A 20,204-nucleotide genomic window follows, 5' to 3' on the forward strand; every position below is an offset into this window, starting at 1 on the left:
TCATTTGGAACAACCAAACCGCGCTCCTCGTGCCTTGCCTCGCGCAAAAACAGGCTACGGCGCGGCCGCGAATGAAACGGCAACAGACCCTAGGCCTGAGCAATGAAAACACCCCGGTACGGCTTGGATCGTCCGGGGTGTTTTATGGGGTTTTGTCTGGTTGGATTGGCGGCTGCCTGGCTGCCTGGCTGCCTGGCTGCCTGGCTGCCTGGCTGCATACGTGCGGAGCGACAACCGGCACTCTGGGCGTGGCAGGCCGTTCACAGGTGTTTGAGCAGCACCTCTAATGCTGCAGCCTGATCCTCGGCGAGGTCAATGATGTGAAAACCCGCCCAGCAATGTTTGTCGTCGGCACCTGGGCGGCTCCAGAGGCAGTCGGCGCCGAGCGTTATCTCGCACACGCCGTCGATCACCTGTTCGCTGACCAGGCGGCACTCGACCAGGGTGTCGGCAGTCTGCGGCGTGTCGCTGAACAACATGAAGCCTTCGGCGGAGAGGTCCACCACCCGGCCAAGGCGTCGTCCGGTGTGCAGGTCGAAGACTTCCAGCTGCAGCTCGGTGCTATGACGGTCGTGTTGACGACGCTCTTCCATTGGGGCTCCTTAGTTGGTATCGGCTGTGCGCCCAGTAAAGCGCTGCAGGACGCGGTAAATGGCGGTGAGCGCGCGATCTACCAAGGGGGCGTCGTGTTCGGCGGTGACGATCCGCGCGAGGCCCTGTTCCATTTCGCTGGCCAGCTGGGCGAGCGGCTTGATTGCCGCGCGCTGTCCACTGTGGTCGACAAACATGTAGTTGTGCGTGGTTGGACTGAACCAGGAGAGTTTCAGCGTACGGGTTTGCTCGCCCGTGACGAACTCGAACCAGGTGCCGAAGCCGATCTGTCCGAGCTGTTTGGCGAGCACCTGAGCGCGGGGGGATAGACCCGACTCGCGCGGCGCGAGACTGGCGAGCTCGGCATCTTCGCCGAGCATGGCGCCGAGCTGGCTCTGCGGCAGGTTGGCCTTGAGTTTGGCCGCGACCTGGGGTTGCTTGGCCTGCACGGCGTATTGGCAGGCGACCAAGTCTTGCAGCAGGCGCCGGATGCCGTCCTCATGGTAGCCACCCAGCAGCGTCAGGCCTTTACGCAGGTCCTCCAGTAATGGTGCACGCAGCGCCTGCAGGCGCTCCCGGCCGGCATCGTCCAGCGGTGTGCCACTCCAGGCCATTTGTTCGGCCACCTCGCGGGAGCGTTGCCATTCGCTGCTGTGATCGCCGTGGCGCAACAGCACGAAGACCAGTACATCGGTCCAGGTGAGCTGCAGAAAGTCACGAATGATGCGCGGAGGTTCGCGGTTGTTCAGGCAGTGAGCGATGACTTCGACGGCCTGCTGGCGTGCACCAAGCAGTTTGTCACGCCCTTTGGCGGCTTCCACTGCGCGGCGTTCACGCAGATCGACCTTGTGCTTCAGGGGGGTGGCGAATTCGTTGAACTCGTCCAGCAAGGTTGTAAACAGGTGCAGGTCACCGTTGAAGTCATGGATGACACGCTCGACGACCCATTGCATCTTTGCCAGCACGCCGCGCTCATCGCCTTCGCCGCCGTACAGTACGCCGGCCTGAGCCATAGCGTTGAGTAGTCGGCGCGCCGGATGGTGATGTTGCGTGAACAGTGCCTTATCCTGCAGGGCGACTTTTAGATAGGGCGTATGCAGATGGGAAAGCGCGGTCTTGCAGGTATCCGGTAGATTGTCGTCGTCCAGAATAAAGTCGAACAGCATGCCGACCAGATCAACCACGTCGGCTTCCTGATCCGAGAGTTTATGTTGCTCGGGTTGCTGGCTATGGGTTTCCAGTTGCTGCTGTAAATCGGCTTTCAGGCTTTCGACCTGTTGCGGGCGCTGCAGGCGCTGCGCCAGGTCGCCGGCCGATTGACGCTGCATGCGGTTCAGTGCGTCGAGCAATTCCGTGGCGCTGTATGTGCTGCTGGCGTTGCGTGGCGAGAAACTGGCGATGCTGCGGGTGTTACCGAGTGGGGCGTCAAGGTCGCGTTGGCGGTGTTCGCCGAGCAGGTTGCTCAGGCCGCTCAACAGCATAGCTGGATCGCTTGGCGGCGGGCCGTTCAGGTCGAGCGGCGCAGAGGCCGCTGAAGGGCTGCTCGGATTGCCGGAACTACTTGGAGTGGCTGAGGTGGCATTGGCATTGGCATTGGCATCGACAGTCGGGCTTTCTGCCGCAGCCGACTCGCTCGAGGACATGGTTGGGCGAGCCGGGTTGGCGTTGCGCGGTGCACTGTATTTGAGATTGGGCAGTACGCCGGCCTCGATCAGCCGTTGATTGAGCGCCGCATACAGGCTGTCCAGGTTGTGCATGACGTGCTGGTCGAACAAGGCATAGAGAACGGTCTTGACCCGTAGCTGCAGCGGGCAGGGCGCCAAGGCTTCGCGGAATGCCTGGGCGATTATCTGTGGACCGAACGGGTTATTGTCTTCGCTTATTTTTTTGCCGTTATTGAGCAGGGCCAGGCGTTGCTCCAGGGCGAATAGCGGTTGTGCGCAGCGAGCCTTGATTCGGTTAACCATATTGGTGACCAGCAGGCTTTCTTCGTACTCCTCATTCTGGATCAGGGTCAGTTGTTCGGCATCCAGCTCCGCGGCGCCCTGTTGCGGCTTGAGTTTGCCATCGAGAAAGTCGGAGAAGCCCTGGGCGATTTTCTGATGATAGGTGCGCTCGGCCTGCGGACGTTGCTTGCGTATCTCGCGCATGCTGTCGAAGAACAAGGTTTGCACCTGATTGTTCTCGGCCTTTTCCGCGCATTCGAACAGGGTGTCGTCGACCTGGCCAAACACCCCGGCCAAGTGCTCGGCCAGGCGGTTCATCACCAGCTTGCGACAGCTTTGTACCAGCTCACCAAAGCGTGGCTGAATGCCTCGGCTTGCCAGGGTCGGCGTGGTGCTTGGAGCGTGCGGTGGTGTGTCCTGAGAGCTCATGGACCTTCCTAGTTGAGTCCTGGCGACTGATGCGTCTTGTTATGACCGCAGTCATGAAAGATATAGCAGCCCATCGCGCGTCTGCAAAGCATTGTCACTAAAGCAATTTAAGGGGTTGACAGGGCGTTCTGAAACCGTAAAATGGCGCGCCTCTGATACGGGAAACGGTTCACGCCAAAGCCTAGTTGAAGAGATTAGAAAGCAAGTAGTTCCGCGATAGCTCAGTCGGTAGAGCAAATGACTGTTAATCATTGGGTCCCAGGTTCGAGTCCTGGTCGCGGAGCCAATCTTTCTATCGGGGTATAGCGCAGTCCGGTAGCGCGCCTGCTTTGGGAGCAGGATGTCAGGAGTTCGAATCCCCTTACCCCGACCATTTTTGGGTCGTTAGCTCAGTTGGTAGAGCAGTTGGCTTTTAACCAATTGGTCGTAGGTTCGAATCCTACACGACCCACCAAACAACCTTCCCCAGAAGGTTACAAAAAACCTGAAAGTCCGATTCAAAGGACTCTCGGGTTTTTTTGTGCCCATTGCTTTTTGCCCTGACTCATTGATACCAGGTTGAGCCAGGGGGCTCGGGTCGCGCTTGGTCTATTGCGCTCGAAGGTGCCCGCGCATGCTTCTGGCAGGTGCCGGGAACTGGTGAGCCCTCGTTCCAGGTGCTATTTCGATGCGTAGCGCTCGGCCAGTGCACAGAAAAATTTCACGTATTGCGCGGGGCCTCCACAAAAGACGACATCCAGGCTGAGAGGGTCTTCGGCGTCGCTGATGCCCTCGACGGCAGGCCAGGGCGGCAGGTTCGGATCGCCTGCCCGGCGCCGTAGGTGCGCCTCATTGAGGCCTGGGCGATCAACTTCGCCGCCGCTGCTGTCGATGTAGAGCACCTTGTTGTCGCTGCCGAACGCTGCGCCCAGCTGCTGCACCAGGGTGAGGAAGCCGCGGTCGCTGCCGCCACGCAGTTGCTGGGGCTGACCATCGTGTATGTGCATAGAAGAGGTGACCGTGTCGCCCACGCCGACGATGCGCGGCATCAGTGCCGGATCGAAGTGCTCGCGAGCCAGCTGCAGCAGTGCGCCGTGATCGCGCGGCGCCTGGCGGGCATTGAAGTCTGCGCCCAGCGGGTACTGCCCGGTGTGCTGGTGATAGTAGTGATTGAGGATCACCAGTACCCCGACTTCCTTGATGGCGCCCTTAAGCATGAACTGAAAGTCGGTGGTGCCGGCATTCTCGCCAGTGCTGTACTTGAGCCTTTCCCGGCCGTGCACGTCTTGCCCGAGATTCGGTGCGTAGTGTACGAAGAAGGAGTCTTCCAGCCGGGCCGAGGTGGCTTCCTGCTGCAGCTGCTCCATGAATCCTGCGACCTGTTTCTGCAGCAGTTGGTAGTGCGCCGGTTGCGCACTGAAGCGCTGATACAGGCTGTTGATGTTGAGGGTCGGTGAGGCGAGGTTGTCCAGTACGCTCAAGCCAACCAGGGCGGCGATCTCGGGGGCGCCGAGCGTATAGGGTGGTGCGGCCAGCAGTGCACTTAGAAAGCTCTCGGCCTTGCCCGGTACCGCTTGCAGGAAGGTCAGTTCCGCCTCGCTCACGCCTGGGTGAGACACATTGGCGTAGCGGTCCTGCTGCTGCACCCCGCCGGCGGCCAGCCCGGGTAGATACAGGCCGTGTTCGCGGGCCTGGGTGGGCGTATTGAAAGCCTTGTCGACGATGCCGTTCACCCCGCGACTGCCGATGTGTTCGCCATTGGTCAGCACGTAGAAGTGCCCCGCCAGCTGGCGGGCCGCCTGCACATAGCAGCGGTCGATGCTACGGGTTAGCGGATCACGCACCAGGCCCATGCACACGCCATCCAGATCCTGAATGATCAGCAGCTTGTCGGTGGCGATGAGGGAGTCGAGCAGGTGGGAATGATCGAGGGAAAACGCTGGGCTGTGTTTAGTCATGCCCCTCATCTTACGCGCAGTGTTTCGCTCAACCAAACCCGAGGCTCGGTTGCTGCGAGCACGACCAGTGCGGTCATTGCCCGCGCCGCTAACGTTTCAAGGTTCCGCTTGGGTCGCTCTGGCCTCAGCTAAAAGCCAATTTATCAGGGCATCTCTCGCGGGATCGAGTTCTCGCTCGCGGGGATACAGGACGTAATAACCGCCCTGATTGGCTCGTGTATCCCGCCACAGTTCGACCAGCCTGGCGTGCTCGAACTCGACGTTTAACAGCAGGCGTGGCGCCAGAGCGATGCCTTGTCCATGCGCCGCCGCATCCATGGCCAGTGCGGTCTGATTGAACTGTATGAAGCGCCGTCGGGCGGTCAGGCCGGCGTCCTCGAACAAGCTGGCCCAGAGGTTGTGGCCGTCCTGAATAAGCGGCTGCGCAATGCAGTCTTCAAGCCGTTCGATTGGCCCGAGCTCAGCGGCAAAGCCGGGGCTGCAGACCGCGTGGAGTTCGAGAGGGGCAAGTAGCTCGACGTGGAGACTTTCGGCAAAGGGCGCGCGGCCCTGGCGGATGGCGAGATCGACTCCGTCGGACTGAAAATTCGCCAGTCCTTCATTGGCCATAACCTGCACCTCGATATCAGGATGCGCACGGGCGAAGGCGGCTAAGCGTGGCACCAGCCATTTCGAGGCGAATGACGGCGTAACGCTGAGCGTTACCCGTGTGTTCTCGGGGCGCAGTTTTTGCGTTGCCTCATCGATGAGTGCCAGCGCGCGGCGAACGGGGGCGTGATAGCTTCGCCCTGTCTCGGTGAGGGCGAGACCGCGGGCGTTGCGGTAAAACAGCTGCACGCCCAAATCAGCCTCAAGCCGCCGCACCTGCTGGGCAACGGCCCCCTGTGTCAGGTTCAGTTCCTCCGCGGCCAGGCGGAAATTCAGCTGCCGCGCCGCGGCATCGAACATCCTTAGCGAATTCAAGTTGGGTTGGCGCAAGCATGGCCTCCGCAGGCAGTAGTTTTTCTACAGTCTTGGGCGATGAGAGATGATTGGTCAAGAGCGCGCACTAAGCTCATAACTATCCTCCCACCCACATAGTTATCAGTAACGGAGCAACGCTCATGGTTTCCAAGAAAGTGGCACTGATCACAGCCGGCGGCAGCGGCATGGGCGCAGACGCAGCACGGCGTTTGGCGGCAGATGGCTATAAGGTTGCGATCCTGTCGTCATCGGGTAAAGGCGAAGCGCTTGCCAACGAACTGGGTGGCCTTGGCGTGACCGGTTCAAACCGTTCGGTTGCCGATATTCAGAGCCTGGTGGACCGGGCGATGGAGCGCTGGGGGCGGGTGGATGTGTTGGTCAATTCGGCGGGGCACGGGCCGAAGGGGCCGGTGTTGGAGATCAGCGACGACGAGTGGCACGAAGGTATGGAGGTCTACCTGCTGAACGTGGTGCGGGCAGCTCGGATCGTTACCCCGCTCATGGTCGCGCAGGGCGGAGGCGCCATTGTGAATATCTCGACCTTCGCCGCCTTCGAACCCGACCCGTTGTTTCCCACCTCAGGCGTGTTCCGTGCGGCGCTGGCCAGCTTCACCAAGTTGTTTGCGGACAAATATGCAGCCGAGCACATTCGGATGAACAACGTGCTGCCGGGCTTCATCGACAGCCTGCCTGAAACCGAGGACCGCCGCGCCCGGATTCCCATGGGGCACTACGGCAAATCGAGCGATGTGTCTGCGCTGATCGCATTTCTCGCCTCGGACGAGGCGGCCTACATGACCGGGCAAAACATCCGGCTAGATGGAGGGTTAACCCGGGCCGTCTGAAGCCCGTGCACGTCGCCCTGCGAAAAGTAGTTGGCCTCGGTTATCCGAATACTGAGTCATTTGGCGATGGCTTTCGGTTGGGGCCGCCGAGCGTCTACCGGCTGTGCGCGGGTCTTGTCGGTTGGTTGCTTGTCGGTGTGTTCTGGAGTGATCGAGCCGGCATGTTTATCCGCGAGGGCGCTCTTGCGGCGATGTTGTTAGGGCTGGCAGTTGGAGCGCCCCGAGTTGTTATCGGTAAGTCGTCCTGCCCGCCGTTCACCGAGCAGGACCATCGGCGTTGCGCCAACGCTTAGTCACGACAGCGCGCCGTGCGTTAGTGGTTGCCCTACCTTGGCCAAAAGCACTTATCATTCAACGGTATACCTCATTGCCTGGGTGGGAATCGTCGAATGCTGTCTGCCGTCAAACGCTACAAGTCGCTCCTCTCTGGAGCGCTGCTGCGTTACTTTCCGCGAACCACGGCATACCTGCGAGCCGAACGCGAAACGGCTTTGTTCCACCCGATGCCCACGCGCCGGGCGAAGAAAGTCAGTGCTTCCGCCAGCAAGACCAAAACGGCTAGCGCGAAGAAGCGGGCCAGGCCTCGAGCCAGGCCGAGCAAGCCAGCCAGTACAGGCATCTACGGGCCGGCACCAATGGCGGTTGGCGATGCGCAGATCCAGGCCATGCGCGAGCGTGTTGCCCAGGCCGTGAGTGCGGGGGCGATCGGCTGTCCTTCCGACGAGCAGTGGGCGATGATCCTCAGCCGCAATCCGGCCACGCGGATCTTTGCCGGGGCGGGCTCGGGTAAATCCACCACCCTGGTGCTGCGCGTGGTGTTCATGCTCTGTCACATGGGCATCGAGGCCGAACGTCTGACGGTGATTTCCTTCACCAATGCCTCCTGCGCGCAACTGCGTGAGCAACTGCTCAAGGTGCTGGATTATTGGCAGTATCCCTTCGACGCCGGCAAGGCCCGGCAAGTCGTGCGCACCTTCCACTCGGCCATGGCAGTGTTGGCCAAGGAGGTGCTGAACAATCCGCAGTGGTTCGAGCAGCTGGGCGACAAGACCACCTCGGCCAGCGAACTGGATAATCCGCTGACCTCCGCACGCCTGCGTCCCGCCCAGCAGCGCCTGCTGCAACAGGCTTACCAAGCGTGCTACGCCGAGGAGCCGGACTTTCGTCGGCAGGTGCATAGCCTGCTGGGTTTGCCAGAGCCGCCGGTCAGCGGCGCCGAAAGCCAGCGCACGGCGGTGCCCAAGGCGCCGCTGGATGGCTTCAAGCTGGTGGGGGAGTTCACTCCGCTGCCGCTGTTCGAGGCCTTCTATGTTCAGGCGGGCTTCATGCAAAGCATCGGCATCCGCCTCGACCAGCTAACCACGCAAACGCTGGTGTGCGCTGCCCGGGAACGGCTGTTCATCGAAGCCCTGGTGGTGTTCTGGGCATATTTTCAGGCGCGTCTGCGCGAGCAGGGGCTGATGACCTTCGACGGCGCCTTCCAGGCACTCACGCATCGCTTGGCAGCCGGCGGAGCGGGGATCTCGGCCCAGGCCCTGGCACCATTTACGCACCTGTTGATCGACGAATTCCAGGACATCTCCCCGCAGATCGTCCAGTGGCTGCAGGCCATGCACCGTTGCCTGGCGCGCGACAAAGCGGCGGTCAGCCTGATGGCGATCGGCGACGACTGGCAGTCGATCTATGGCTGGCGTGGCAGTTCTCCCGAACTGTTCATGGACTTCGACACGCACTTTCCCGGCAAAGGAAAGGCGAAGCACAGCGCCGTACTGATGCTGGAAACCAACTACCGCTCCATCGAACCGGTGATTCGCGATGGCGAGGCGGTGCTCGCGGGCGTCGAGTTCAAACAAGGCAAAACCAGCAAAGCCTTCAAGGCCATGCAGCCGGGCGACCACGGGGTCAGGCTGGTGTCGGGCTTTGACCTGAACAGTCGGTTGCCGGAGCTGCTCAAGGAAATCAAAGCGCAATGCGCGCATGTCGCCAGCCGTCCCAGCGCCGAGCGTACGGCGGTGTTGGTCTTGAGCCGGCGCAACCAACCTTTGCAGAGCATTCAGGCCCAGCTGGACAAGAAACTGCCGGTCAAGGCCTACACCATCCATCGGGCCAAGGGGCTGCAAGCCGAAGTGGCGATCATCGTCGATGATTGCTCGTCGCCGGAAAAACACCCGCTACGCAATGCGCTGTATGCCCATTCGGGGTTCTTCCGTAATAGCTATGACCAGGCGATGCAGGATGAAAGCCTGCGCCTGGCTTACGTGGCCATCACCCGTGGGGTCAGCCGGGTACTGTGGTTTACCCAGAAAACCCGGGGCGCGACGCAGGTGCTGGCTCGGCGCGCCAGCCAGCCCTGAGGTGCTGCTGCAATCGCTGCGGATGTGGTCAGGGAGGGGTGGGGTCAGGCAGCTGCGCATGGAGGCCCGGTCGAGGGGTCCATGCGCAGTCTGGAGGCTGTCGTCAGTGCAGCTTCAGGCGCGGTTCGGTGCTGCGGCCAATGCGGTCGCTGAGCATCAGGGTCAGGGTGCGGAAGGGGCCGTACAGCGCCATCTGATGCATGCGGTAGAGCGATAGATAAAACATCCGCGCCAGCCAGCCCTCGAGCATCACGCTGCCGGTCAGGTTGCCCATTAGATTGCCGACCGCCGAGAAGCTCGCCAGCGAGATCAGCGAGCCGTAATCACGGTAGCGATATTCCGGCAGGGCTTGACCCTCGATGCGCAATTTAAGCGACTTGGCCAGCAGCGAGGCTTGCTGGTGGGCGGCCTGGGCGCGCGGCGGCACATTGCGCCCGTCGCTGCCAGGCTGGGGGCAGGCGGCGCAATCGCCGAAGGCGAAGATATTGTCGTCGCGGGTGGTTTGCAGGGTGGGCCGCACCTGCAGCTGATTGATGCGGGTGCTTTCCAGGCCATCCAGGTCCTTGAGGAAGGCCGGGGCGCGAATCCCGGCGGCCCAGACCTTGAGGCTGGCGGTAATGGTGTCGCCCTGGGCGGTGTGCAAACCCTCGCGGGTCACTTCGCTCACCGCGCCATTGGTCATCACGGTTACGCCAAGCTTTTCCAGGGTTTTATGCACCGGTTGGCCGATACGTTCAGGTAGCGCCGGCAGCACCCGTGGGCCCGCCTCGATCAGGGTGATGCGCATGTTTTCCGGGCGGATGCGATCCAGGCCGTAGGCGGCCAGTTCGTGAGCGGCGTGATGCAACTCGGCGGCCAGTTCCACGCCGGTTGCGCCGGCACCGACGATGGCCACGCTGATGTGTTCGGTGGACTCGCTCTGGCTGGCATGGGCGCGCAGATAGTGGCTGAGCAGTTGCCGGTGGAAGCGCTCGGCCTGCTCGCGGGTATCGAGAAACAGGCAATGTTCGGCGGCGCCCGGCGTGCCGAAGTCGTTGGTGGTGCTGCCAACGGCGATGACCAGGCTGTCGTAGCCGAGCTCGCGCTGCGGCACCAGGACTTCACCCTGCTCATCGAGGGTGGCGCTCAGTGTGATGCGGCGCTCGGCGCGGTTAAGCCCGGACATGCGTCCAAGCTGGAATTGGAAGTGGTTCCACTTGGCCTGGGCCACGTAGTTCAGCTCGTCCTCGGAAGAGTTGAGCGAGCCGGCGGCGACCTCATGCAGCAGCGGCTTCCAGATGTGCGTCAGGTTGGCGTCGACCAGGGTGATTTTGGCTTTGCCGCGTTTACCCAGGGTTCTACCCAGGCGGGTGGCAAGCTCCAGGCCGCCGGCGCCGCCGCCGACGATGACTATTTGATGGGACATGGGACACTCTCACAAGGCTTTGAAAAAAGCGTGGGGAGTTCGCCAGGGCGAGCGCTAAGCAGCTCATAGCACCAGTCGACTCAAAAGGCGGCTGAGGATGCCCAGTCCAATCACCGAAACCAGCACGATCAGCAGCAAACGCCACACCTTGAACGGCTGGCGTGCGACTTGATGCTGGGGCGCACTCAGGTACTGGTCGACGCGTTTTTGATCGTCGGGACTCAGCTGGCTGGACATGGGAACCTCGATAGATCAGGCCAAGTGAACAGGTAGCGCGCGAAGGTGGGGTCAGGAAATACAGGCGGGAAAGCATTTTGAGCCTGTATTAACGTCGTATAGCCAAACGCGGCAGCTTCATGCGGCCTGCAGATGGTGGCTATTCTAGCCGTGGGTTGAACAGGGGCTCAACGCGTACGTCGTCATACAGACGAATAATGCCGCCATGCAGTACACGCGCGGTAATTCCACCGTGGCCGCGCATGGCTTGAAAAGTACTGAGGCTCTGTTGACGCAAGGTTGTGAGCCGCGTTGCCGCGTCAAACCCCGCCAGGCTAGGCGCGGGACGCAGACAATGGTTGTTCCCTTGGCAAGTCCCGTAACACCGCATGGCGGGGTTTGCCGCGCAACCCGAAGGGACGGGGCCCGCTTGACGCAGGGCTGCGTTACTCGTTGTTCATTTGGAACAACCAAACTTCTCTCCTCGCGCCTTGCCCTGCGCCAAGCGGGCACCCGTCGCGGTCGACAACCTTGCGCCAACAGAGCCTAACCCCAGGCGTTCTTCCAGGCGCGCGCAGGGTTGGCACCAGCCGGTGGTTTCCAATATGGCCTGGCCAATGCGAAAGCGCCGACCCTTGAGGCTGAACAGGTTGATGCCGCTGATGGCCAGATTGCGGCGCAGATCTTCAGGCTGAATAGCTAGCTCGGGTGGGCGGCCGAGCAGGGCACTGATCACCGCCAGGTGTTCCCACTGGATTAGCGTGACCTGACGCGCATTGCGCGGTCCAGGGCGACTATGGTCGCCGGTCAGACCGGCGTCACGCCGTGCTTCCACGGCGTCCAGTACCAGCATGGCGCCACGCGAGGTCGGGCGTACGCCGATCCAGCGTACCTGGCCTTGCTGCGGCACGGCAGCCAGCAACGCCTGCAGAGGGCTCATAGGCTGATGCCAACATCGAACAGCACGCTGCGCCCGAGGTTGCTGCGCAGAAAACTCGGGGCGTCCGGATGGGCGAACAGCACGCGGGCGAAGGTCGGCCCGACCAGCGACAGCGAGCGCCAACCCTGGCGCAGGTATTCGGTGGGCGGAGGGAAGTGGCTGTTGAAGTCAGGCACGAAGCGTTTCAGGTTGACGTAGGCGAGCAGGTCCAGCTCGCCGAGATCGAGACCGCGCTCGCTGTAGTTGTGGGCCTTCTTGCGCAGGGTCGGCGCCAGGCGTGCTTGCAGTTCGGCGGCGGGGATACGCCGAGGCTTGGCTTCGCGGCGCACCAGTTGGCTGAGTGAAAAGGCACTGCGCCGACGCTCCAGCTCGGCGCGCCATTCATCGTTCAGGCGGCGTCCTTGATCCAACACGAAAAATACTTCGAAGCTGGCCTCGCGAAACAGCACATCCGGTGGCTCTTGTTCGGCGGCGCTGAACTCATCGAGCCGGTGCTCGATGTTCAGGGCTTGCAGCAGGCGTTGGCATACCCAACGCTCGCGCTCCCACTTGCGCGCGTTGGAGAGAAAGGCATTGGCTTGTTCGGCCTGGTGCGTGAGCAGGCGCAGATAGTCGGAGTCATCCATAGCATCAGCTTAGCTCGCAGGCGCAGGGGCTTGGTAGTCCCTGGGGCTCTTCGGGTGGACTGGCTAGTCGGCGTAGCCCGGATGCAATCCGGGAGCCGCTTTACGATCAACGCCGGATTCCCGGATTTCATCCGGGCTGCGGGATTGCCGTCTTGTGCACGGATGGGGCTGCCGCCTAGTTCAACAAGGAGCTGGTCCGCACGCTTTTGGCTGATCGCGCGGCGTCCAGCGGTGGCGCGTGTTCTTGCGCGGGGCCGGTGTAGACTGGCCGGGTCATCTTTGCGTTGCCGGACCTTGTTCTATGATCGCCGCCGAACTGCTTTCACCCTCCACTCAGATTGCCGGTTGGCTGCTGTATATGCCTGCGCTGCTCTGGGCTCTGGGGCGGGCGCCGTGGTTGGAATTGCTCAGCGATCAGCGCCGTCAGCATCTGCTGTTCGGCGCGGCATTTGCGCTGGCGCTGCTGTGGCTGGTGCGTCGCGATTTCGACTCCGGGTTGTCTTACCACCTGCTGGGCATGACGACGGTGACCTTGCTGCTCGATTGGCCGTTGGCCGTCCTGGTCGGTTTTATTGCGCAGTTGGGGATGTTGGTCTTGGGGCTGCAAGACCTGGCTGCGCTGGGGGTGAACGGGCTGTTGCTGGTGCTAATCCCGGTCACCGTCACCGAGGTTTGCGCCCTGCGAGTCGAGCGCACGCAGCCGCGCAACCTGTTTGTGTACATCTTCTTCAGCGGTTTTTTCCCGGCGGCATTGGCCGCCTTGCTGTGCATTCTCGTGGGGCTGGGCGTGCTGTGGCTCGATGGACTGTTCCCGATGCCGCCCTGGCTTGGGGATTTTGTCGGCTACCTCTGGCTGGTGATCTTTCCCGAGGCGTTTATCAACGGTGTAGTGATCGCCGCGTTGGTGGTGTTCTGCCCGGATTGGTTGGAAACCTTCAATCGCTCGCGCTACCTGTCGGCCCCTTGGAAGGATGACAGCCCACCACGCTGATTGGGCCGGCTTCAGCAGGTCGCTCGGCGCGCGCGTGCAGCGCAGCCAGCTTGAGCGTGAGGCCGAAGACTTGGCCGCGCAGCTGCAGTTTCTCGCCGACAATCTGGATGATCCGCGCGATGACAGCGGGATGCGCCTTTGCTGCGCGGTTAGCAGGCCGTTGAAAAATGTAGCGAGCGAAGGTTAGTGCCGTGTCAATCATGAAATGTCGGAGCATTGTAGGGTGGGTTAGCGGCGCCAACCTCCGAGCGTTCAGGTCGCGCTATCGTGGCGCGCCGCGTAACCCACCAGGCGATAGGCCTGCGTCGCGCCGATGGTGGGTTACGGCGCAACGGATCTTGCGGGCTCATCGCTATCGGTAGCATGCGTCTAACCCACCCTACAGGGATCGCGCGATTCACCAATATTTAAGCGTTGTCGTGACACTAGTGCTCGCGGGGCGGCAGCTCCCCGGAGAACAGGTCGTCTTCCAGGTTGTCGCCGGGGATGGCGTGCTCTTCAGACGCCCAGGCGCCCAGGTCGATCAACTTGCAGCGCTCCGAACAGAAGGGCCGGTTTGGGCTTTGTGGGCCCCATTCAACAGGTGCGCCGCACGTTGGGCAGGCTACGGTAGTCGGGGTGCTCATGGTTGGCCTCCACGTAGGGTCAGGTAGAAGTGGTGCAGGCGCTTGACCTCGGCCTGCAGCCAGGGCAGGTCGCGATCATTCACCAGCACATCGTCGGCATGGCGCAAGCGCTCCTCGCGGCTGGCTTGCACCTTGAGGATCGCCTGCACTTGTTCGGCCGAGGTGTGGTCGCGCTGCATGGTGCGTTGTACTTGCAGCTGTTCGGGGGCGTCGACCACCAGCACGCGCTGGGTCAGTCTGTACTGACCGGACTCGATCAGCAGTGGCGACACCAGAATGGCGTAGGGCGACTCGGCACGCGCCAGGTACTGCATGATTTCCTGGCCGATCAGGGGGTGCAGCAGGGCTTCCAGCCAGCGGCGCTCGTCGGCATCGGTAAACACCCGCGCCCGCAGCGCCGCACGGTCCAGTTGGCCATCGGCTTGCAGTACCTCGCTGCCAAAGTGCTCGGCGATTTTCGCCAGCGCTGGTCGCCCGGGCTCGACCACCCAGCGGGCGGCATGATCGGCGTCCACCAAGTGCACGCCCTGTTCGACGAAGTACTGGGCGACGGCGCTCTTGCCGCTGCCAATGCCGCCCGTCAGGCCAAGAATCCAGGGTTTAGTCACAGCGATGGGTTTCCTCGGGCATTCTAAAGCCCGGAACGCCGTACTCTGTGAGTGGTTGCCGGTCCGGGCTTATCTAAAGCCTGCAATCTGCAGGTAGGTCCCGGTTATTTGATCACCCCAGAGCAGAGCAATCCAGCCGGCTATCGCCAGATAGGGACCAAAGGGGATCGGTGTGCTGCTTTCTGCGTTGCGCAGACGCAGCATGATCAATCCAAGAATGGCGCCAACCAACGACGACAAGAGAATGGTCAGCGGCAACACCTGCCAGCCGCCCCAGGCGCCGAGCATGGCCAAAAGCTTGAAATCGCCGTAGCCCATACCTTCCTTGCCGGTTACCAGTTTGAACAGCCAGTACACCGACCACAAGCTCAAATAACCAGCCACTGCGCCCCAGACAGCATCCCCCAGGCTGGCGTACAGCCCGAAGTAATTGGCGATCAGCCCGAGCCACAGCAGCGGCAGTACCAGCGCATCCGGCAGCAACTGGTGATCGGCGTCGATCAGGCTCATCGCCAGCAAGCCCCAGGTCAGCAGCAGCATGCCAGCGGTTTGCCAGCTGAAGCCGAAGTGCCAGGCGACATAAGCCGACAGCAGGCCACAGGCCAGTTCCACCAAGGGGTAGCGTTTGCTGATGGGAGTCTTGCAACTGGAGCATCTGCCGCGCAGCGCCAGAAAACTCAGCAGCGGGATATTTTCCCAGGGGCGAATCTCGTGGCCGCACTGCGGGCATTGCGAATTGGGCAAAATCAGGTTGAAGGTGGCCTGCTGGGGTTCGCTGGGGAGCGCAAGAATTTCACGCGCCTGAGTCTTCCAGTCACGCTCCAACATCAGTGGCAGGCGATAAACCACTACGTTGAGAAAACTGCCAATCAACAGCCCAAGAATCAGGCAGCAAAAAACGAAGGCCGGCAAGCTGCCGGCCAGAATTTCTAGGGTCATGAGTTAGCCGACCACCGCGCCCAGTTGGAAGATCGGCAGGTACATAGCCACGATCAGGCCGCCAACCAATACCCCGAGCACCGACATGATCATTGGTTCCATAAGCGTGGTCAGGTTGTCTACCGCGTTGTCCACTTCGTCTTCGTAAAAACCCGCAACCTTGTCCAGCATCTCATCCAGTGAGCCAGACTCTTCACCAATGGCCGTCATTTGCACGGCCATGCTCGGAAAGATACCGGTGGTGCGCATCGAGAAGTTCAACTGGGTACCGGAAGAAACATCGTTGCGGATTTTATGCACGGCATTTCTGAACACCACGTTGCCGGTAGCCCCGGCCACCGACTCGAGGGCATCGACCAGTGGCACACCTGCGGCGAAGGTAGTGGCAAGAGTCCGCGCATAACGCGCGACAACTGCCTTGTACAAAATGTCGCCCACAATAGGCGCCTTGAGCAGGGTGCGGTCGAGGAAATCGCGGAATTTCTCCGAGCGTTTGTGGGCCTCTTTAAAGGTGAAGGCGATGGCAAAGATGCCAATGACAAACAGGAACCACCACTCCTGCAGGCCGCGGGACATATTCACTACCACCTGAGTGAAGGCCGGTAGTTCGGCGCCGAAGCCTGCAAACACACTTTCAAACTGCGGAACGACCTTGATCAGCAAAATCGCCGTAACGATCACCGCCACCACGATGACCGATATGGGGTAGGTCATGGCTTTTTTGATTTTGGCCTTGAGAGCTTCGGTTTTTTCTTTGTAGGTGGCTATTCGATCCAGCAAGGTTTCCAGTGCGCCGGATTGCTCGCCCGAGTCGACCAGGTTGCAATACAGGTCGTCGAAGTACTGCGGCTTCTTGCGTAGCGAGGCGGCGAAGCTATTGCCTGCCGCAACCTCCTGCTTAACCTCGTCGACCAGCTTGCGCATGTTGGGGTTTTCGAAGCCTTCGCCGATGATGTCGAAGGACTGCAGCAGCGGCACCCCGGCTTTCATCATGGTCGCCATCTGCCGGGTAAACAGGGCGATGTCGAGGGGCTTGATCTTCTTCCCTGCGCTAAATAGCGATACAGGCTTTTTGCGCACCTTGGTCGGGTTGATGCCCTGTTTGCGCAGCTGGGCCTTGATCAAGGCGGGGGATTGCCCCGATAGCTCGCCCTTGATTGTGCCGCCTTTCTTGTCTTTGCCTTCCCAGGTAAACACACTGGTTTTTAGAGCTTTGGCCGCCATCGGTTAGTCCTTTGTCACGCGGTTCACTTCTTCGAGGCTGGTGATGCCTTGCATGGCCTTCAGCAATGCTGAGGTGCGCAGGTCATTAAAGCCGTCTTTGCGCATTTGCGCGGAGATATCAATGGAGTTGCCTTCTTCCATGATAATCCGCTGCAGGGCAGGCGTGTTTTTAACCACTTCATAAATCCCGACACGGCCTTTGTAGCCGCCGTTGCAGTTTTCGCAGCCGGCCGGGGTATGCCCATAAATCTTGAAAGTACCGATCTTGTCTTCCGGGAACCCTTCTTCAAGCAGTGCTTCGCGCGGGATCTGCACTTCCTTCTTGCAGTGGCTACACAATTTGCGTGCCAAGCGCTGGGCGATGATCAGGTTGACCGAGGTGGCGATGTTGAACGAGGGCACGCCCATGTTGCGCAGGCGCGTCAGAGTCTCCGCGGCGCTATTGGTGTGCAGGGTGGACATCACCATATGCCCGGTCTGGGCCGCCTTGATCGCGATGGAGGCGGTATCCAGGTCGCGAATCTCGCCGACCATGATGATGTCCGGGTCCTGGCGCAGGAAGGATTTCAAGGCTGCGGTGAAGTCCATCCCGTGCTTGGGGTTGACGTTGACCTGATTGATACCTTCCAGGTTGATTTCCACCGGGTCCTCGGCGGTCGAGATATTCACATCCACGGTATTGAGAATGTTCAGGCCGGTGTACAGCGACACCGTCTTGCCCGAGCCGGTCGGCCCGGTCACCAGGATCATCCCTTGCGGTTGCTTGAGCGCCGCCATGTACAGGTCTTTCTGGTTCGGCTCATAGCCCAGCGCATCGATGCCCATTTGTGCGCTGGAAGGGTCGAGAATCCGCATCACGATCTTTTCGCCCCACAAGGTCGGGCAGCTGCTGACGCGGAAGTCGATGGATTTGCTTTTCGAGATGCGCATCTTGATCCGGCCATCCTGCGGCTTGCGTCGCTCGGAAATATCCAGCGCCGCCATCACCTTGAGGCGCGCGGAGATGCGCGGTGCTAACTGGATTGGAGGCCGCGCGATTTCATGCAGAATACCGTCGGTGCGAAAGCGCACCCGGTAGGTTGCCTCGTAAGGCTCGAAGTGCAGGTCCGATGAGCCACCCTTGATGGCATCGAGCAGCATCTTGTTGACGAAGCGCACCACCGGCGCATCGTCGGAGTCCTGCGTGGCGTCTTCCTTTTGGTTGTCATCCACTGCCTCGACATCCAGTCCGTCGAGGTCGACATCGGCCAAATCTTCCATGCCGCTGGTGCCGGCATCGAAGAATTTGTCGAGGGCCTCGCCCAGTTTGTCGTCCTCGACCAGCAGCGCTTCGGTGCTGATGCCGGTGCTGAACTGGATGTCGGTGACCGCCTGGTGGTTGGTCGGGTCGGACAGCGCAACGAACAGTTTGTTGCCGCGCCGATACAGTGGCAATACGCGATGCTGGCGACAGAGTTTTTCGCTGACCAGGTCGTGTGGCTGGCTGTCTTTGTCGATGGCCTTGAGGTCGCACAGCGGCACGCCGAACTGCTCGGAGGCGATTTCCGCCACGGCCCGGCTACTGGCCAGTTTGTTCTGCACCAGATAGGACACCAGCGGGATCTTGTTGCGCAACGCCTGGGCCTGGGCCTGAGCAGCGGCGCGTTCATCCAGCAACTCGGCGTTGACTAATTGTCGAGCTAGGCCGGTCAGGTTGGGGGCTTCGTTCATTACGCTCTTCTAATTAAATGGAGGCGGATGCTGCAGATTTATAGCCTAATAACTCGCTAAGCCCAAGTACGGCATCTGTGCCTGACAAAAAATGTCAGTTGTTGCCGTGATGGGGTTCTGGAAGCTGCGATTGGTGCTGGCAAAACACTAGGATTGCAAGCTTTGTAGAGTTGGCACGGCATCTGCTTTGTTTGGTGTCAGGTCGCTGACCTTAACTACAACAGGAGCTTGTCCATGAAGTCTCTCAAGAAGCAAAAAGGTTTTACCCTGATCGAGTTGATGATCGTGATCGCGATCATCGGCATTCTCGCCGCCATCGCTATTCCGCAGTTCAACGAGTATCGCGCCAAGGCGAACGATACTTCCGCAGTGGCTGATGCCAAGAACGGTATTACCGCTATTATTTCGTCGCTGAAGTAAGTTAGAGCCTAGGAGGCGTAAAATGAAAAAGATTACTCTGTTGCTTGCGGGTTTGATGGTTTCTGGCGCGGCTTCTGCTGTGCAGCTGACTGCGCCCAGTGGTTTAGTTACTACAACAGGTGCTTGCGCAACCTTGTTGAATGAGGATGTTGCGATCAATCTGACTAGTAACGTTGTAGCTGGTGTTGCTTGTAGTGCCACCCGGATCGCTATTTCAACATGTCATACTGCAGGCCGTACCGCGAGCCGCACTGCGCCGGTGACAACCTGCACCGATCCGCTGGATAACACAACGTGTACAACTGCTAACGTTACAGTAACTGGCCCTGCAATGGCAGGCGCTAGCACTGCGCGCGGTACGGTTACATCTGCTTATCCAGCAGGTCTCTGTACCGCTGTAACCGCTGAGACTGCAGCCGGTCTTCTGTAGTTGGTATTTTGAGTGTGGGGAAGGGGAGGGGAGGGGATCTCCCCTTTTTTACTTGATGTGGAAAAATTGGCGTGGAATTAGTATTATTTATAGACCTTCTTGAGTAAAGCTCAATTTTACTGGTTTTAAGAAGGTCGCAGCTAATCTCGGGTTGCGATTTTACTTTACCTTTCAATAAGTTTCTGCGGGCGCTAATGTTGTATTTCTCTGATTTTATAACCAGTATTCGCTTGGCCTTGCGCGCCCGCTATTTATGGCTGGCCGGCTGTTCGTTGTTGGTTCTGGCGTCGGCCGCACTGCTGGCGGCCCAGTTCAGTGGTCGCCAGTCGGCTACCGTGGCGCTGGATGTTGGCCTGTCGGTCATGCGTTTGCTGTTGCCGTTGGTGCTAGTGCTGATGTCCCAGGAGCTGCTCTCTCGCGAGTTCGATCGGCGCTATTTTCTCAATTCCCTGACCTATCCGCGTCCACGGCATAGCTTGCTGCTGGGGCGTTTTCTTGCTGTTAGCGCCTTGACCTTAGGGTTGCTGCTGGTGATGGCGCTTTTATTGGGGGTTGTGGTCGGACTGGTGGGCCAGGGCTACGAGCAGGGCACGCCGGTGGCGCTGGGTCTGCACTATCTGGTGACCATTGCTTTTATCGGGGTGGACCTGCTGCTCCTTACCGCGCTGGCCTGCCTGCTCGCCGTGGTCGCTTCGACCCCCAGTTTCGTCTTGATCGGTACTTTCGGTTTTATGCTGGTGGCGCGTTCCTTCGCCGCCATTATCGAATTGCTCAGTCGTGATGCCTCAGTGGTTGGTTATGCCGAGAGCTACCGCGTCAGCCTCGGTGTGCTCGGCTATCTGCTGCCGGATCTCGGTGCGCTGGATGTGCGCATGGTCACGCTCTACGGCACTATGGACTTCCTACCCACCGACTGGCCCTGGCTGTTGCTCTCCAGTCTGGCTTATATAGTCGCCTTGCTGGCTCTGGCCGTTTGGGCGCTGCAACGCAAACGGTTTGCCTGA

19 protein-coding genes, 3 tRNA genes and 2 pseudogenes are annotated in these 20,204 nt (G+C 60.5%); 11 read left to right on the forward strand and 13 right to left on the reverse strand.

What is annotated here, in order from left to right; translation table 11 throughout:
• Positions 1 to 287: pseudogene (locus FBY03_RS23130) on the forward strand (hypothetical protein); the annotation flags it as partial.
• On the opposite strand, the gene FBY03_RS17680 reads toward FBY03_RS23130, so the two are convergent.
• A complete protein-coding gene (locus tag FBY03_RS17680; RefSeq protein ID WP_147173678.1) occupies positions 261 to 593 on the reverse strand; it encodes a PilZ domain-containing protein in 333 nt (110 codons plus the stop codon). The pseudogene FBY03_RS23130 and the gene FBY03_RS17680 sit on opposite strands and share 27 nt — an antisense overlap.
• A 9-nt stretch (positions 594 to 602) precedes the next feature.
• Positions 603 to 2,966 (reverse strand): DUF1631 domain-containing protein, encoded by a 2,364-nt coding sequence (locus FBY03_RS17685; protein ID WP_147173679.1) that lies wholly within the window; start codon positions 2,964 to 2,966, stop codon positions 603 to 605.
• A gap of 210 nt (positions 2,967 to 3,176) precedes the next feature.
• Here FBY03_RS17685 and FBY03_RS17690 point away from each other — a divergent pair.
• The 3 genes from FBY03_RS17690 (at position 3,177) to FBY03_RS17700 (ending at position 3,420) form a co-directional block, all read left to right on the forward strand.
• A tRNA-Asn gene (locus FBY03_RS17690) sits at positions 3,177 to 3,252 on the forward strand.
• Between the two features lie 10 nt (positions 3,253 to 3,262).
• Positions 3,263 to 3,339 (forward strand) — tRNA-Pro (locus FBY03_RS17695).
• 5 nt (positions 3,340 to 3,344) lie between these two features.
• A tRNA-Lys gene (locus FBY03_RS17700) sits at positions 3,345 to 3,420 on the forward strand.
• Positions 3,421 to 3,625: 205 nt separating this feature from the next.
• Here the strand turns inward: FBY03_RS17700 and stpA are convergent.
• The gene (stpA, locus tag FBY03_RS17705; protein WP_218570798.1) at positions 3,626 to 4,903 is read right to left on the reverse strand and encodes a glucosylglycerol 3-phosphatase; all 1,278 of its coding nucleotides are present in this window, start codon (positions 4,901 to 4,903) and stop codon (positions 3,626 to 3,628) included.
• 96 nt (positions 4,904 to 4,999) lie between these two features.
• Positions 5,000 to 5,881 (reverse strand): LysR substrate-binding domain-containing protein, encoded by an 882-nt coding sequence (locus FBY03_RS17710; protein WP_218570799.1) that lies wholly within the window; start codon positions 5,879 to 5,881, stop codon positions 5,000 to 5,002.
• A gap of 125 nt (positions 5,882 to 6,006) precedes the next feature.
• On the opposite strand from FBY03_RS17710, the gene FBY03_RS17715 reads away from it, so the two are divergent.
• From FBY03_RS17715 to FBY03_RS17720, 3 genes are all read left to right on the forward strand, one after another.
• Positions 6,007 to 6,711: an SDR family oxidoreductase gene (locus tag FBY03_RS17715; RefSeq protein ID WP_147173681.1), complete on the forward strand. Its 705-nt coding sequence runs from the start codon at positions 6,007 to 6,009 to the stop codon at positions 6,709 to 6,711.
• Between the two features lie 5 nt (positions 6,712 to 6,716).
• Positions 6,717 to 7,004, forward strand: coding sequence for a DUF6552 family protein (locus tag FBY03_RS23555; protein WP_371920790.1), 288 nt, complete (start codon positions 6,717 to 6,719; stop codon positions 7,002 to 7,004).
• 96 nt (positions 7,005 to 7,100) lie between these two features.
• On the forward strand, positions 7,101 to 9,065 hold the full coding sequence (locus tag FBY03_RS17720) for a DEAD/DEAH box helicase (RefSeq protein ID WP_147173682.1): 1,965 nt from the start codon (positions 7,101 to 7,103) through the stop codon (positions 9,063 to 9,065).
• A 103-nt stretch (positions 9,066 to 9,168) separates the two neighbouring features.
• On the opposite strand, the gene FBY03_RS17725 is transcribed toward FBY03_RS17720, so the two are convergent.
• From FBY03_RS17725 to FBY03_RS17750, 4 genes and pseudogenes are all read right to left on the reverse strand, one after another.
• Positions 9,169 to 10,470: an NAD(P)/FAD-dependent oxidoreductase gene (locus tag FBY03_RS17725; protein ID WP_147173683.1), complete on the reverse strand. Its 1,302-nt coding sequence runs from the start codon at positions 10,468 to 10,470 to the stop codon at positions 9,169 to 9,171.
• 63 nt (positions 10,471 to 10,533) lie between these two features.
• The gene (locus FBY03_RS17730) at positions 10,534 to 10,707 is read right to left on the reverse strand and encodes a DUF3094 family protein (protein ID WP_147173684.1); all 174 of its coding nucleotides are present in this window, start codon (positions 10,705 to 10,707) and stop codon (positions 10,534 to 10,536) included.
• Between the two features lie 511 nt (positions 10,708 to 11,218).
• Positions 11,219 to 11,626 (reverse strand): annotated as a pseudogene (locus tag FBY03_RS17745) (MOSC domain-containing protein); the annotation flags it as partial.
• A complete protein-coding gene (locus tag FBY03_RS17750; RefSeq protein WP_147173685.1) occupies positions 11,623 to 12,252 on the reverse strand; it encodes a DUF1780 domain-containing protein in 630 nt (209 codons plus the stop codon). The pseudogene FBY03_RS17745 and the gene FBY03_RS17750, both read right to left, overlap by 4 nt.
• A gap of 301 nt (positions 12,253 to 12,553) precedes the next feature.
• On the opposite strand from FBY03_RS17750, the gene FBY03_RS17755 reads away from it, so the two are divergent.
• The gene (locus FBY03_RS17755; RefSeq protein WP_147173686.1) at positions 12,554 to 13,243 is read left to right on the forward strand and encodes an energy-coupling factor ABC transporter permease; all 690 of its coding nucleotides are present in this window, start codon (positions 12,554 to 12,556) and stop codon (positions 13,241 to 13,243) included.
• A 425-nt stretch (positions 13,244 to 13,668) separates the two neighbouring features.
• Here the strand turns inward: FBY03_RS17755 and yacG are convergent, their stop codons facing one another.
• From yacG to pilB, 5 genes are all read right to left on the reverse strand, one after another.
• Positions 13,669 to 13,869: a DNA gyrase inhibitor YacG gene (gene yacG / locus FBY03_RS17760; protein ID WP_147173687.1), complete on the reverse strand. Its 201-nt coding sequence runs from the start codon at positions 13,867 to 13,869 to the stop codon at positions 13,669 to 13,671.
• Positions 13,866 to 14,477, reverse strand: a complete 612-nt coding sequence (gene coaE / locus FBY03_RS17765; RefSeq protein ID WP_147173688.1) for a dephospho-CoA kinase — start codon at positions 14,475 to 14,477, stop codon at positions 13,866 to 13,868. Before coaE ends, yacG begins: the two co-directional genes overlap by 4 nt.
• 69 nt (positions 14,478 to 14,546) lie before the next feature.
• The gene (locus FBY03_RS17770) at positions 14,547 to 15,416 is read right to left on the reverse strand and encodes an A24 family peptidase (protein WP_147173689.1); all 870 of its coding nucleotides are present in this window, start codon (positions 15,414 to 15,416) and stop codon (positions 14,547 to 14,549) included.
• A gap of 3 nt (positions 15,417 to 15,419) precedes the next feature.
• Positions 15,420 to 16,640 carry a type II secretion system F family protein gene (locus FBY03_RS17775; protein ID WP_147173690.1) on the reverse strand — a complete coding sequence of 407 codons (1,221 nt, stop codon included), beginning with the start codon at positions 16,638 to 16,640 and terminating at the stop codon, positions 15,420 to 15,422.
• Between the two features lie 3 nt (positions 16,641 to 16,643).
• Positions 16,644 to 18,350: a type IV-A pilus assembly ATPase PilB gene (gene pilB, locus FBY03_RS17780; protein ID WP_147173691.1), complete on the reverse strand. Its 1,707-nt coding sequence runs from the start codon at positions 18,348 to 18,350 to the stop codon at positions 16,644 to 16,646.
• Positions 18,351 to 18,584: 234 nt separating this feature from the next.
• Here pilB and FBY03_RS23430 point away from each other — a divergent pair, with 234 nt between their 5' ends.
• The 3 genes from FBY03_RS23430 to FBY03_RS17795 all read left to right on the forward strand — a co-directional run bounded on the left by FBY03_RS23430 (position 18,585) and on the right by FBY03_RS17795 (position 20,204).
• Complete coding sequence (locus tag FBY03_RS23430; RefSeq protein WP_090448064.1) at positions 18,585 to 18,770, forward strand: prepilin-type N-terminal cleavage/methylation domain-containing protein; 186 nt, start codon at positions 18,585 to 18,587, stop codon at positions 18,768 to 18,770.
• A gap of 22 nt (positions 18,771 to 18,792) precedes the next feature.
• Positions 18,793 to 19,200 (forward strand): hypothetical protein, encoded by a 408-nt coding sequence (locus tag FBY03_RS17790; RefSeq protein WP_147173692.1) that lies wholly within the window; start codon positions 18,793 to 18,795, stop codon positions 19,198 to 19,200.
• Positions 19,201 to 19,430: 230 nt separating this feature from the next.
• Positions 19,431 to 20,204 carry an ABC transporter permease subunit gene (locus FBY03_RS17795; protein WP_256677973.1) on the forward strand — a complete coding sequence of 258 codons (774 nt, stop codon included), beginning with the start codon at positions 19,431 to 19,433 and terminating at the stop codon, positions 20,202 to 20,204.

The sequence above is a fragment of the Pseudomonas sp. SJZ079 genome, from assembly GCF_007993865.1.
Lineage (GTDB): Bacteria > Pseudomonadota > Gammaproteobacteria > Pseudomonadales > Pseudomonadaceae > Aquipseudomonas.

Excerpts from the sequence above, each read along its gene's own strand:
- FBY03_RS17680 (WP_147173678.1), bottom strand. The coding sequence starts at position 593 with ATGGAAGAGCGTCGTCAACACGACCGTCATAGCACCGAGCTGCAGCTG.
- FBY03_RS17685 (WP_147173679.1), bottom strand. The coding sequence starts at position 2,966 with ATGAGCTCTCAGGACACACCACCGCACGCTCCAAGCACCACGCCGACC.
- stpA (WP_218570798.1), bottom strand. The coding sequence starts at position 4,903 with ATGACTAAACACAGCCCAGCGTTTTCCCTCGATCATTCCCACCTGCTC.
- FBY03_RS17715 (WP_147173681.1), top strand. The coding sequence starts at position 6,007 with ATGGTTTCCAAGAAAGTGGCACTGATCACAGCCGGCGGCAGCGGCATG.
- FBY03_RS17720 (WP_147173682.1), top strand. The coding sequence starts at position 7,101 with ATGCTGTCTGCCGTCAAACGCTACAAGTCGCTCCTCTCTGGAGCGCTG.
- FBY03_RS17725 (WP_147173683.1), bottom strand. The coding sequence starts at position 10,470 with ATGTCCCATCAAATAGTCATCGTCGGCGGCGGCGCCGGCGGCCTGGAG.
- FBY03_RS17730 (WP_147173684.1), bottom strand. The coding sequence starts at position 10,707 with ATGTCCAGCCAGCTGAGTCCCGACGATCAAAAACGCGTCGACCAGTAC.
- FBY03_RS17750 (WP_147173685.1), bottom strand. The coding sequence starts at position 12,252 with ATGGATGACTCCGACTATCTGCGCCTGCTCACGCACCAGGCCGAACAA.
- FBY03_RS17755 (WP_147173686.1), top strand. The coding sequence starts at position 12,554 with ATGATCGCCGCCGAACTGCTTTCACCCTCCACTCAGATTGCCGGTTGG.
- yacG (WP_147173687.1), bottom strand. The coding sequence starts at position 13,869 with ATGAGCACCCCGACTACCGTAGCCTGCCCAACGTGCGGCGCACCTGTT.
- FBY03_RS17770 (WP_147173689.1), bottom strand. The coding sequence starts at position 15,416 with ATGACCCTAGAAATTCTGGCCGGCAGCTTGCCGGCCTTCGTTTTTTGC.
- FBY03_RS17775 (WP_147173690.1), bottom strand. The coding sequence starts at position 16,640 with ATGGCGGCCAAAGCTCTAAAAACCAGTGTGTTTACCTGGGAAGGCAAA.
- pilB (WP_147173691.1), bottom strand. The coding sequence starts at position 18,350 with ATGAACGAAGCCCCCAACCTGACCGGCCTAGCTCGACAATTAGTCAAC.
- FBY03_RS23430 (WP_090448064.1), top strand. The coding sequence starts at position 18,585 with ATGAAGTCTCTCAAGAAGCAAAAAGGTTTTACCCTGATCGAGTTGATG.
- FBY03_RS17790 (WP_147173692.1), top strand. The coding sequence starts at position 18,793 with ATGAAAAAGATTACTCTGTTGCTTGCGGGTTTGATGGTTTCTGGCGCG.